Source organism: Salimicrobium flavidum, assembly GCF_900156645.1.
GTDB lineage: Bacteria > Bacillota > Bacilli > Bacillales > Halobacillaceae > Salimicrobium > Salimicrobium flavidum.
On the sequence record NZ_FTOC01000007.1, the window covers coordinates 86,972 to 100,455 of the forward strand.

At 45.6% G+C, this 13,484-nt stretch carries 10 protein-coding genes; all 10 read right to left on the bottom strand.

Features of this window, described 5'->3' with window-relative positions; translation table 11 throughout:
• Positions 1–2 precede the first annotated feature (2 nt).
• The 10 genes from icd to dnaE all read right to left on the bottom strand — a co-directional run bounded on the left by icd (position 3) and on the right by dnaE (position 13,422).
• Positions 3–1,277 (bottom strand): NADP-dependent isocitrate dehydrogenase, encoded by a 1,275-nt coding sequence (gene icd / locus BW944_RS10520; protein WP_076559453.1) that lies wholly within the window; start codon positions 1,275–1,277, stop codon positions 3–5.
• 72 nt (positions 1,278–1,349) lie between these two features.
• Positions 1,350–2,468, bottom strand: a complete 1,119-nt coding sequence (citZ, locus tag BW944_RS10525; RefSeq protein WP_076559456.1) for a citrate synthase — start codon at positions 2,466–2,468, stop codon at positions 1,350–1,352.
• A gap of 201 nt (positions 2,469–2,669) precedes the next feature.
• Positions 2,670–3,062 (bottom strand): FxsA family protein, encoded by a 393-nt coding sequence (locus BW944_RS10530; RefSeq protein WP_076559595.1) that lies wholly within the window; start codon positions 3,060–3,062, stop codon positions 2,670–2,672.
• A 136-nt stretch (positions 3,063–3,198) separates the two neighbouring features.
• Positions 3,199–4,962: a pyruvate kinase gene (pyk, locus tag BW944_RS10535; protein ID WP_076559458.1), complete on the bottom strand. Its 1,764-nt coding sequence runs from the start codon at positions 4,960–4,962 to the stop codon at positions 3,199–3,201.
• A gap of 33 nt (positions 4,963–4,995) precedes the next feature.
• Complete coding sequence (gene pfkA, locus BW944_RS10540; protein ID WP_076559460.1) at positions 4,996–5,955, bottom strand: 6-phosphofructokinase; 960 nt, start codon at positions 5,953–5,955, stop codon at positions 4,996–4,998.
• A gap of 202 nt (positions 5,956–6,157) precedes the next feature.
• Positions 6,158–7,120 (bottom strand): acetyl-CoA carboxylase carboxyl transferase subunit alpha, encoded by a 963-nt coding sequence (gene accA / locus BW944_RS10545; RefSeq protein WP_076559462.1) that lies wholly within the window; start codon positions 7,118–7,120, stop codon positions 6,158–6,160.
• Positions 7,104–7,976, bottom strand: a complete 873-nt coding sequence (gene accD / locus BW944_RS10550) for an acetyl-CoA carboxylase, carboxyltransferase subunit beta (protein ID WP_076559464.1) — start codon at positions 7,974–7,976, stop codon at positions 7,104–7,106. Before accD ends, accA begins: the two co-directional genes overlap by 17 nt.
• Complete coding sequence (locus BW944_RS10555) at positions 7,977–8,627, bottom strand: FadR/GntR family transcriptional regulator (protein ID WP_076559466.1); 651 nt, start codon at positions 8,625–8,627, stop codon at positions 7,977–7,979. It abuts the gene before it with no gap.
• Positions 8,628–8,730: 103 nt separating this feature from the next.
• The gene (locus BW944_RS10560; protein ID WP_076559469.1) at positions 8,731–9,972 is read right to left on the bottom strand and encodes an NADP-dependent malic enzyme; all 1,242 of its coding nucleotides are present in this window, start codon (positions 9,970–9,972) and stop codon (positions 8,731–8,733) included.
• Between the two features lie 150 nt (positions 9,973–10,122).
• Positions 10,123–13,422, bottom strand: coding sequence for a DNA polymerase III subunit alpha (dnaE, locus tag BW944_RS10565; protein ID WP_076559472.1), 3,300 nt, complete (start codon positions 13,420–13,422; stop codon positions 10,123–10,125).
• Positions 13,423–13,484: the final 62 nt, after the last annotated feature.

The following is a 13,484-nucleotide window of genomic DNA, read 5'->3' on the forward strand; positions in this document are numbered from 1 at the left end:
GATCAGCCCATGTTTTTGATCAGTTCATCACCGAACTGAGAACACTTGACTTCTGTAGCTCCGTCCATCATACGTGCAAAGTCATATGTCACAACTTTGCTGCCTATCGTTTTGTCCATGGAATTGGAAATAAGCTCAGCTGCTTCTCTCCATCCCAGGTGCTCAAGCATAAGGACACCGGAGAGGATAAGAGATGACGGATTGACTTTATCCATTCCAGCATATTTAGGAGCTGTACCATGAGTCGCTTCAAAAATCGCATGACCGGTGTTGTAGTTGATGTTAGCTCCCGGTGCGATTCCGATTCCGCCTACTTGAGCAGCAAGTGCATCAGAAATGTAATCACCGTTCAGGTTCATCGTTGCGACAACATCAAATTCTTTCGGACGTGTAAGGATCTGTTGTAGGAAAATGTCCGCAATCGCATCTTTCACAATCATTTTCCCTGCTTTCTCTGCTTCGTCCTGCGCTTTATTAGCTGCTTCTTTTCCGTCTTTTTCAACGATACGGTCGTATTCAGCCCATGTGAATACTTTATCGCCGTACTCTTCTTCAGCCACTTCATAACCCCAAGCTTTAAAGGAGCCTTCAGTAAACTTCATGATGTTACCTTTGTGTACAAGCGTTACGTTTCGACGACCTTCATTGAACGCATAATCGATAGCCGAACGGACGAGACGCTTCGTACCTTCTTCAGATACTGGTTTCACTCCGATTCCGGAGGTTTCCGGGAAGCGGATGTTATGTACACCCATTTCGTTTTGGAAAAAGTCGATGACTTTTTTAACTTCATCGGATCCTTTCTGCCATTCAATACCTGCATAGATATCTTCTGTGTTTTCACGGAAAATGACCATGTCCGTATCTTCCGGACGCTTGACCGGAGATGGTACTCCCGACACGTAGCGAACTGGTCTGAGACAAGTGTACAGATCCAATTCCTGACGCAGAGCTACGTTAAGAGAACGGATGCCCCCGCCGATAGGTGTCGTCAATGGACCTTTGATAGCGATTTTGTAATCACGGATCGTATCAAGTGTTTCGTTCGGAAGCCACTCGCCGCTCTTGTCATAAGATTTCTGACCAGCGTAAACTTCCTTCCACTCAATCGCTTTTTCTCCGTTGTATGCTTTATCTACAGCCGCTTCAATCACGCGACTTGCGGATGCCCAGATATCAGGCCCTGTGCCATCACCTTCGATATAAGGAATGATTGCATGATTAGGTACATTCAGTTCTCCATTTTCTTCTACTGTGATTTTTTTTGCTTCTGACATGATGTTCCCTCCTGTTAATTGATTCACTTACATATCATACGTGAAAATGATGGAAAGAAAAAGTCCATTCCTTTAGGAACGTTCTTCTACCGGTTTGTACGTCTGGTTTTTCGGTCCTGTGTAGTCAGCACGCGGACGGATCAGACGATTGTCGTTATACTGTTCGAGAATATGTGCAAGCCAACCGGAAGTACGGCTCACTGCGAAAATCGGCGTGAATAAATCATGATCGATACCGAGGCTATGATAAACGGAAGCGGAATAGAAATCCACATTCGCAGGTAGCCCTTTGTTCTCTTTGATGTACTTTTCGATCTTTACAGACATATCGTAGAATTTCGAATGGCCGGTAAGGCCGGTAAGCTCACGCGACATTTCTCTTAAATGTTTAGCACGAGGGTCTCCCTGTTGGTAAACGCGGTGGCCCATACCCATGATTTTTTCTTTGTTTTCGAGTTTTTTCTCTATGTGAGGGATAGCGTTATCCACATCTCCTATTTCAGTGAGCATAGCCATGACACGTTCATTGGCTCCGCCGTGGAGTGGCCCTTTCAATGCACTGATAGCAGCCGTCACACCGGAGTAGATGTCACTCAACGTTGCCACACATACACGTGCCGTGAAAGTTGATGCGTTCAACTCATGGTCTGCATGAAGAACAAGAGCTTTGTTAAACGCTTCCACTTCCAGGTCTTCCGGCTCTTCACCGTTCAGCATATATAGGAAATTAGCAGCGAAACTCAAATCTTTTTTAGGTTTCACGGGTTCTTCGCCTTTACGGATCCGGGCAAAAGCGGTCACTATTGTAGGTATCTTCGCTTGAATACGTACTGCCTTTCGTTTGTTGGATTCTTCTTCCATTTCATCCGCTTCATTATCAAATATTCCAAGCATGGAAATAGATGTACGAAGGACAGCCATCGGATTCACTGACTTCAAATCATAAGATTTCAAGTGGGCAGTGATTTCATCCGGAATATCCATCTCTTCCGCCAAAGCATCCTTAAGTTCATCCAGCTGCTTTTTGTTCGGAAGTTTCTGGTTCCAAAGCAGGTAAATCACTTCTTCAAAGCTGGAGTTTGTTGCCAAATCATCGATATCATACCCTGCATATGTGAGTTTATCATCAATAATTGAGCTGATCGCTGATTCTGTAGCCGTAATTCCTTCAAGTCCTTTAGTAGATGTCATAGAACTTTCCCCCTTTAGAAGATTAAAAAGCCGGTTTCTTTTCATCCGAAAAACGATTTTAAAAAAAGATTCATAACTTTATAAGGATCTTTCCCCAAGCACAATTATAAATTATTTTAAAAAGAATGTGAATTGAAACCGGTTAATTTCTTGTCAAATATATCAATGCTTCCCAAAAATAACTCCCGTTTACACCCGGAATCATCTTCTGTAAATAGTGATAGTACCTTTATCCATACCCTTTTCGATAGCTTTCATAACTACTTTTTTGATAGGCGCTCTCGTAACTGGAATAAGAAGCATAAAACCTATCGCATCCGTAATGAAACCGGGAGTCAAAAGAACTGCTCCGCCAACCAGGATACATGCTCCATCCAGCAACGTATGCTGCGGTGGTTGTCCCATTTGAAGGGACTCCTGAAAATCACGGATGGTCTCCATACCCTGCTTTTTCGCAAGCCATGCTCCCAAAGCTCCTGTTGCAATAATCAAAAGAATCACCCAAAGCGGACCAATCAGGTTTCCACTCCATATGAGAAGACCGATTTCAAGAGCCGGTATCACCAATATAAACAAAAACAGCCACTTAAACATTTTCATCGATCCTTTCTGATCAACGTCCTTTAGTTTCAGAACATCAACTCTGACCATATAGTCTTATCATGCTTTCATTTTATCACGACCGTCACACCAGCACATAATAAAAAGACGGGAGAAGCCCCGTCTTTCATTAAAGGATACCTGTATGACCTTTATAGATTTTTCCTTGAGCGCCGTCAATCGTAATAATAGACTGATCGTCGATTTTATCCAAAGCCTCTTCCGTACCGACAATAACCGGAATACCGAGACTGAGTCCCACTACAGCGGCATGGGAGGTCAGACCGCCTTCTACAGTTACGATACCTTTTGCTTTTTCGATAGCTGGCATCATTTCTTTTTCTGTGCCAAAAGTGACGAGAATGTCTCCATCCTGGACACGTCCAAGAGCATCTTCCGTATCTTTGGCTACAATCGCGCGACCTGAAGCGCTTGTCTGACCTATACCTTGACCTGTCGTCATAACATTACCGATCACATGAACCTTCATAAGGTTGGTCGTTCCACTTTCCCCTACTGGTACTCCAGCTGTAATGATTACTCGATTGCCGTGTTCTACAAGGCCGGAAGCAAGACCCTGTTCAACCGCAGACTCGAGCATTTCATCTGTAGAGCTTGCGCGTTCACCCATCAGGGCATGCACGCCCCACACAAGAGAGAGCTTGCGGTTCACTTTTTCACTGGAAGTCACAGCCAAAATCGGTGATTGAGACCGATATTTAGATACCATACGCGCTGTGTGTCCACTCTCTGTAGGAGTGATAATAGCATTCACATCAAGATTTATAGCCGTATGCGTCACTGATTGGCTGATTGCATCTGTGATGGTCATATCCGTGTGTTTTGTACGCTCGGAGAGGATAGACGCATAATCCAATCCTGTCTCTGTTTTCCAGGCAATGTTCGCCATCGTCTGAACAGATTCAACCGGATAATCACCTGCAGCTGTTTCTCCGGAGAGCATAATGGAGTCCGTACCATCAAAGATGGCATTGGCTACGTCAGAAGCCTCTGCACGTGTCGGACGTGGATTATGCTGCATAGAATCAAGCATCTGTGTGGCAGTGATGACTGGTTTTCCGGCCTGGTTGCATTTTGTGATCAATTTCTTCTGTACGAGCGGAACATCTTCAGGAGGGATTTCGACCCCTAAATCTCCACGAGCCACCATCAGACCGTCACTGACCTTGAGAATAGAATCTATATTATCTACACCCTCCTGGTTCTCGATCTTCGGGATGATGTGGATGTCAGAAGCATTGTTCTTTTCGAGCAGTTCTTTGATTTCAAGAACATCAGACGCACGGCGCACGAAAGAAGCAGCAATGAAATCTACATTCTGTTCAATCCCGAACTCGATGTCTCTGGCATCTTTCTCCGTCATACCTGGAAGGTTGACACTTACGTTCGGCACGTTCACACCTTTTTTACTTTTTATAGGGCCGTTGTTGAGAACCGTTGTTTTGAGCTCATTATTATCTTTATCGATTTCTTCAACAAGCAGTTCGATAAGACCATCATCGAGAAGAATTTTAGATCCTTTATGAACATCATCGATCAACCCTGGATAAGTTACCGATATACGTTCGGCATCCCCTTCGACCGGGTCCATAGTGACGTAGAGTGTAGAGTCTTTCTCAAGGAATACTTCCTTTTCTTTCATATCTCCCGTCCGGATTTCCGGGCCTTTCGTATCAAGCAGAATCGCTATCGTCTTTCCGGACTCCTCCGAAGCTTTGCGTATATTATCAATCCGGGAGCCATGCTCTTCAAAATCTCCGTGTGAGAAGTTGAGGCGAGCTACATTCATCCCTGCTTCTATCAGCTGTTTAAGCACTTCCGGCTTTTCGGAAGCCGGGCCTATCGTTGAAACAATTTTAGTTTTTCTAAGCATTATTAGTCCTCCTCTGGTTAAAACGACTTTCCTTTAAATAGATAGTTCTTTAGATAAACGGTACATGTCTATATTGATGGAATGCTCCTGATTCAGCACCTCAAGAATATCATGATCGACGATTTCGTTCCTTAGGATCCCGACCATTCTGCCGGCCGAACCTTTCAATAATAAATCAACAGCTGCTGCGCCGAGGCGGCTTCCGAGCACGCGGTCGGATGCTGAAGGAGACCCTCCGCGCTGAGTATGACCGAGTACTGTCACTCGCGTTTCCAGATCCACTTTTTCTTCAATTTCCTTCGCGAATTCAACACCGCTTCCGTATCCTTCAGCAACGATGATGATACTATGACGTTTCCCACGTTCGCGTCCACGCTTCAAACGATCCGTAACGTCTTCGATCGTATCTTCCGCTTCCGGAATGAGCACACTTTCCGCTCCATCGGCAAGTCCCGCCCACAGGGCAAGGTCTCCGGCGTCTCTCCCCATCACTTCAATAATATAAGTCCTTTCATGGGAAGTTGCGGTATCACGTATTTTGTCGATCGCTTCAGAAACCGTATTCAGTGCTGTATCAAATCCGATTGTAAAGTCCGTACCAGGTATATCATTATCTATCGTACCCGGGACTCCTATACAAGGATACCCTTTCTCCGTCAGTTTCTTGGCACCCATGAATGAACCGTCGCCGCCTATGACGACCAGACCTTCGATACCGAATTTCTCCAGCGTTTCAATTCCTTTCAACTGGCCTTCTTCCGTCTTGAACTCTTCACAGCGTGCAGAATAAAGCATCGTACCTCCACGCTGGATAATATCACCGACAGAGCCGAGCTCCATTTTTCTGATATCTTCCTCAATAAGTCCCTGGAACCCATAATTGATGCCATATACTTCCATACCATGGTAAATGGCTTTTCTAACGACGGAGCGGATAGCCGCATTCATGCCTGGGGCGTCCCCTCCGCTTGTCAATACTCCTATTCGTTTCATTGCTTACTCACCTCGTTTAAGTACTTCTCTCACTTTTCCCTTATCTCAGGAGGGGTTAAACAAAATTATTGCCCTGCAAAAAAGGGGGTATATGTACAAACTCCCTTGAAATGATGAGAGCGTTATCATCCCCTTAAGATGGCAAAAGTCGCACTACTTTTGTGCGACTGGAACCTTTCCCCCCCTAATTCAACTGGTTTCATTATATATCAATTGTAGCATATTCGCCAATACTTTTGTATTTCTCGTACCTATTCTCAAGACGTTCCTCCACGCTCTGTTTCTTCAGTTCTTCCAGGGTGGAACGGATATAAGGCTTGAGAATTTCCGCCTGCTGATGAAGATCTTTGTGAGCTCCCCCCATGATTTCCGGGATCAGCTCATCTATGATGTTCAAAGACTGCAAATCGTAGGAAGTTATCTTCATGGATTCAGCCGCCTGACGAGCATATGCTGCATCTTTCCAAAGAATGGAGGCAGCTCCTTCAGGAGAGATGACTGAATAAGTAGCGTTCTCAAGCATCAGTATTCTATCCCCGATACCGATGCCGAGGGCGCCTCCGCTCCCTCCTTCTCCTATAACAATACAGATGACCGGCACTTCCAGCCCTGCCATTTCCATAAGGTTCCTTGCGATTGCTTCACTCTGGCCGCGTTCTTCTGCGGCTTTCCCTGGATAAGCCCCTTTTGTATCGATGAACGTGATGACAGGACGCCCGAATTTTTCAGCCTGCTTCATCAATCGCAGCGCTTTTCTGTACCCTTCCGGATGAGGCATGCCAAAGTTCCTGAAAATGTTTTCTTTCGTATCTTTCCCCCGCTGATGACCTATGACAGTTACCGGCGTGCCTTCAAATTTGGCAATGCCACCTATGATCGCTTTATCATCACCATAGAAACGATCCCCATGCATTTCAAGAAACCCATCGAAGAGATGATCGATATACTCGAGAGTGGTAGGACGTGCGGGATGACGTGCCATTTGGACCCGATCCCACGGCTGCATATTCGTATACACGTCGTGTTCCAGTTTTTCGAGCCTTTCCTCCATGGTTTTAATTTCTTCTGAAAGATCTATGTCCTTTTCTTCCGTGAGCTTTTTCAGCTCCGTTATCTTTTCACGAAGGTCAATGACTGGCCTTTCAAAATCAAGAACGTGCTTCATCACTTTCCCCTCCTGTGCTATGGATATCAAGTATATTTCCGAGTACACGCTTCATTTCATGACGGTGAAGAACCTGATCGAGCTGCCCATGGTCAAACAGAAATTCAGCAGTCTGAAAATCTTTAGGAAGTTTTTCACTGATCGTCTGTTCAATGATCCGCCTTCCTGCAAAACCTATAAGCGCTCTCGGTTCGGCAAAATTATAATCACCTAACGATGCAAAGCTTGCGGAGACGCCCCCCGTTGTAGGATGCGTCATAACCGAGATGAATAAAAGACCCGAGCGATTATGCCGTTCCAAAGCTATGGCCGTTTTCCCCATCTGCATAAGGCTGACTACACCTTCTTGCATCCGAGCTCCACCAGAAGCAGTGAAAATGATGAAAGGAAGGGACTGTTCCCGGGCTTTTTCTACTGCTCTGGCTATTTTTTCACCGACAACTGCCCCCATACTCCCCATACGGAACCTGGAATCCATGACAGCTACAGCGACCGGCAGTCCCTCTATTTCAACTTTACCGGTAACAATCGCTTCTTTAAGATCCGTCTTCGCTTTGTCCTTTTCAAGCTTTTCTTCATAATCCGGGAAGCCCAGAACATTGGTCGTTTCCAGGTTTTCGTCCCATTCTTCAAAGGTCTCCCCATCCGAAAGCTGTTCGATACGTTCATATGCAGTCAGATTCATATGATAATCGCAGTTAGGGCATACGCACAAATTTCTGTTCATTTCTTTTCTGTAGAATATTTTCTGGCAACCTTCACATTTCTGCATCAGTCCCTCAGGAACCTCTTTTTTGCTTTCATTATTCGGCACGGGCTTATAACGCTTCTTTTTTCCGAACATATCCTTGAACATTTAAGGCCCTCCTCCGTCTTCTGTTTTATTCGGGTATTCCTCTCCTGCAGTGTCGTCAAACAGAGAAAGGAGACTTTCCTTCTCTTCTCTCTCCAACACGCGTAACACTTCTTCATGCCACTCCGCAGTATATTCGCTTTGTTCGACTGTTTGTAGATAAGAACTGATCAGTTGCCACATAGATAACAGCAACTCCTGATTCTGAAGCACGTACATTTTCTTGAAGAAAGAGTCATGACTTGATTCACAAAATGGAAAAAGACATTCTTCCAGTGCTTCGATATCACTTGATGTCAATCTTCCCAGCGACAAAAATAAGATCTCCTTCTCCAGCATCTTTTTGGCGATTCGGAGTTCTTCTCTTGTTCTGTTTTTATTGAGAATAAAAGTCGAAAGCAACTCTACCATATGATAAGCTTTGTATTCCTTCAAAAAAGTGCCTTCTCCTCTTCTCGTTTCGATAAGTCCTAGAAGCTCCAGCGCTCGCAGCGCTTCCCTGATCGAAGAGCGCCCTACTTGCAACTGTTCGCTCAATTCCCTTTCGGAAGGAAGCTTGTCTCCCGGCTTCACAGCTTTATCTTCGATGAATTGTTTCAACTGATGAAGGACACCTTCATACACTTTTGTCTTTTCCGGTTTAGTGGGAGACACAGTTCACATCGATCCTTTCCTATGTAAGTTTCCTTATGCAGACGAAGGATACGTCTTGAGAAAGAAATGCGGAAAACGAAGGAGAAGGGGAGCCCCCTTCTCCTTAATCTTCCTCATCAATCATAGTTAGTTGACGAGTTCTCTCAGCCACCTGTTCAGGGTTTACATGTTTCCTTGCGACACCTGATTCCATTGCAGCTTTAGCGACACTTGCTGCGACAGCTGGCGCTACTCTGGAATCAAAAGGAGCCGGGATGACATAATCATCATGAAGTTCCCTTTCCGACACAAGACCCGCAATCGCTTCTGCTGCAGCAATTTTCATTCTTTCGTTGATTCTCGTAGCACGTACATCCAGCGCCCCTCGGAATATCCCGGGGAAGGCCAGGACATTATTGACCTGGTTCGGGAAATCAGAACGCCCGGTACCGATTACGCGTGCTCCTGCTTCTTTAGCGATCTCAGGCATGATCTCAGGCTCGGGGTTCGCCATTGCAAAGATGATGGAATCGTCGTTCATCTTCTCCACCATTTCTTTGGAAAGAAGCCCTCCTACGGAAACACCAATGAATACATCCGCTCCTTCCATCACTTCTTCAAGTTTTCCGGAGACCTTGTCTTTGTTGGTGATTTTAGCGACTTCTTCTTTGACATCATTCATTCCTTCCTGACGTCCTTCATAAATCGCCCCGCGGGAATCGCACATAATGATATCTCTCACACCGAAATGATAGAGAAGCTTGACAATAGCAATGCCTGCTGCCCCTGCCCCGTTAGCCACTACCTTGATATCGGAGAAGGAACGGCCGGTGATTTTCAGAGCATTCATAAGACCTGCCACCGTTACAATTGCAGTACCGTGCTGATCATCATGAAAGATAGGTATGTCTGTTTCTTTTTTTAGACGATCTTCGATAATGAAACAGTTCGGAGCCGCAATATCCTCGAGGTTCACCCCGCCGAACGTAGGCTCCATAAGTTTGACCGTCTGCACAATCTCATCTATATTATTCGTGCTCAGGCAAATGGGGAAAGCATCCACCCCTGCAAAACTTTTGAATAGCGCAGCCTTCCCTTCCATCACGGGCAAGGAAGCTTCCGCACCGATATTTCCAAGGCCGAGCACAGCCGACCCATCACTTACCACTGCAACCATGTTGCCTTTCATTGTATAATCGAACACTGTTTCTTTGTGATCATAGATTTCTTTACATGGCTCCGCCACTCCAGGAGAATATGCAAGACTCAAATCTCTGGCATTCCGGACCGGTACTTTTGGAGTCGTCTCCAGTTTCCCCTGATTCACTCTGTGGATATGCAACGCTTCATCTCGCAAATTTGACAAAAGACCACACTCCTTCACTTCAATAACATCTACTATTATTTTATACTATAAAGAGGCAGATTCCTATCGTCCCCATAGTGGTCAGACCACCAAATTCGACTTCTCAATTATAACAAATCACTACTTCGTGTAAAGGCTTCCCGCTTCATTTCACTTCCATTTTTTCCGGACGGCTACTCTTGTATCACCGAACTTCTGCCTGAATCGTTGCTGTACGTTTTCTCCAAGGGAGACCCGGTATCCTTCGGGCATTTTATAAGCTTTCTGCTCGTCTTCAACATACAGTAATATATCGTGCTCCCCCGGAAAATCTTCCGCTACGCTTTTCGCACTTCCCAGGGTTTCCCAATATTGCTCCTGAGCCGTTTTTATGAAAATTTCCCTGACTTCTTCCATCTGGCGTATTTTTTGCACCTGAAGCTGTCTCTCGCCTTTTCGATCCTGGATTTTCCCCTGTGAGACCACGATCATCTCTTCTTCGAGCCATGCGCTGCAATCCCGATACACTTCCGGGAACACTACAGCTTCCATTTCATCTTTTTCATCACTCAAAGTAAGGAACGCCATTTTTTCTCCACGCTTCGTGCGAATCTCTCTGATTTTATCAACCACACCGGCTGTGGAGATCTGCCCGCTTTTCCTCCGGGTTGCCGCGTAGAGGGAGTCGACGCCTCTCTTTTGTAAAGATTTTCTGGCTTCCTCGAGCGGGTGGGCAGAAAGAATCGTACCGAGAACCTCCTTTTCCAGATTGAGCCGTTTCAGCGAAGGGAGCGGGTCTTTCTCGACCAGTTGTCCACTCCATTCTGCAAGAAATCCTGTATCTCCCTGGAATTCCCTGAAAAGTTCACTCTGGTCCAGAGCTTGCTCAATACTCGCCAAAAGACTGGCCCGGTTCGAATGCAACCGATCAAAACTTCCTGCTTTGACCAGAACCTCGATAGCATTCCTGTCCAGGAATGAAGCGCATCTCATAGCAAAATCGAAGAAGTTCGTGAAGCGTCCGTTCTCCCTCTCCTGTACAATCGATTGGCCCACCTTATACCCTATCCCTTTGATGAGCATAAAACCGAGGACGATACTCCCTCCTCTTACAGAGCTTTGCGGAAAAGCTTCATTCATATACGGCGGTTTCACTGCAAGACCGCCCTGCTTCGCCTCCCTAATGTAATCGGCTATCTTTTCTTTGTCACCTGTCGCACTATTCAACAATTCAGCCAGAAAATATTCCGGATAATGCGTTTTGATAAAAGCGAGTCTGTAGGAAATGAAACTATAGGCAACGGCGTGGCTTTTATTGAATCCATAGTTCGAAAAACGTACGATCCAGCTGAACAGTTCTTTCGCCACTCCCTCTTCAAACCCACGCTCTCCGGCTCCCTTTAGAAAACGGGATTCCTGCTGTGTAATCACTTCTTCCTGCTTTTTGCTGACCGCTCTCCTGAATAAGTCAGCCTCTCCGAGTGAATAGCCGGCTACGATCTGAACAATTTTCATGATCTGCTCCTGATAAACGAGCACTCCGTATGTTTCCCTCAGTATCGGCTCCACTTTCTTATGCGGATACGTAACTTGAGTTGTTCCATGCTTTCTTTCAATGTAATCCGGTATGAAATCCATCGGTCCCGGCCGGTACAGAGCGTTCACTGCTACGATATCTCCAAAACGTTCAGGCTTCAACTGGCGCAGTACTTTCCGCATTCCCTTCGACTCCAGTTGAAAAATGCCATTCGTTCTGCCTTTTGCAAGCTGTTCAAACGTCTTTTCATCTTCTGCTGGTATAGCTTCGATGGAAAAAGAAGAATCTTTGTATTTCTGTATGTTTTTTTCCACATTTTCAAGAAAAGAAAGATTCCTCAATCCAAGGAAGTCCATCTTCACCAGTCCGAGCGATTCGACGTCTCCCATTGCCATCTGTGTCAGCAATGCAGGTCCATCATGGTCCATCATCCCCGTATATCTCCTGAGAGAATGATCACTTATGACGACTCCGGCGGCGTGTGTCGACACATGTCTCGGCAAGCCTTCGATTTTCGATCCGATACGGAACAACCGTTTCATCTGTTCCGAACTGCGGATGAAAGATTTCAACGTTTCCGAACGTTTCACAATCTGCTGCAATCCCATCGAGCGATCAGAGGGAAATTGTTTAAGTATGTAAGCAATATCACCTTCCTCCACGGAAAGTGCTTTTCCTACCTCCCTGATCGTACTCCTCGCTGCAAAAGTACCGAATGTACAGATTTGTGCAACATGATCACTTCCATACTTTTCTCTGACATATGTAATCACTTCATCCCGTCGATGATCAGAAAAATCGATATCGATATCCGGCATCGATTGACGTTCAGGATTCAGAAATCTTTCAAACAAAAGACCGTGCTCGAGCGGGTCTACAGTAGTTATATCAAGCAGGTAAGCGACGATGCTTCCTGCCGAGGAACCACGCCCCGGCCCTACTTTGATTCCGCTGTTTTTGGCAAAGGTGACAAAATCCCATACAATCAGAAAATAATCACTGAATTGACGGGAGGAAATGACCTCGAGCTCATGGTCCAATCGTTCCGACGCTTCCTCATTATGACCACGGTAGCGTTCATTCAATGCCTCTTCACAAAGTTTTCTCAGATACTCATCAGAGGTTTGATCTTTCAGGGGATAGGAAGGAAGAAGAGACCGTGACAACTGCAGTTCCACTTGCGCCCTGCTGACAATCTTTTCATTATTTTCAATCACTTCCGGCCAATCCCCGAAAAAAGATTCTGTTTCGGACGGATTATGTAAGGAAGTAATCGTCAGTGGTGAATCACCTTTCTCGAAGGGTGCCCCCGCTTTCATCGCACGTAAAACTTCATAGGTCTCCCTATCTTCTTCCTGGAGAAAACGGACGTCACTTATTGCAGTACATTTTATCCCGTTTTTTCGTTCCCACTGTTTCAAATATCCATGAAGCATCTGCTCCTGGCGATACTCTGTAGCCATGACCCCGATGTACATAGAAGGGAAAACCGCCCGGAAAGAGTCATAAGCAGACAAAACTTCCCTCTCTCTCCCTTCCATGACCGCTTGAGCTACTGGGGTCTCTCTCGTTCTCCAAATGGCGGTCACATCTTCTCCAAGATCTTGTATTTCTTCCAGAATCACATTTCCTTTCATGTGATGGTAGCTCGTAATTTCCAGGATATTCCCGACGCCATGCTCTGATTCAGCAATCATAATTACAGGGTAACTTTCACCTGCTGAAACTAACGGAACTTCTACACCAAGCAGGGGAGTAATACCTTCATTTTTGCAGGCATTATAAAAGGTGAGCCATGCACTGACACTTCCAAGATCCGCTAAACCTACCGCAGACGCGCCTTGGCTACTAACCTTATCCACTAGTGCGTCGATATTTATCGTGCTGTCCATCAGACTATAGCCGCTTTTGACTCCTATATGAGTATAACTCATCTTTTTCACCTTCCTCTGCCTGAATTTTAAAGAATATTCCAGCTACCTGCCTTCACTTGTCA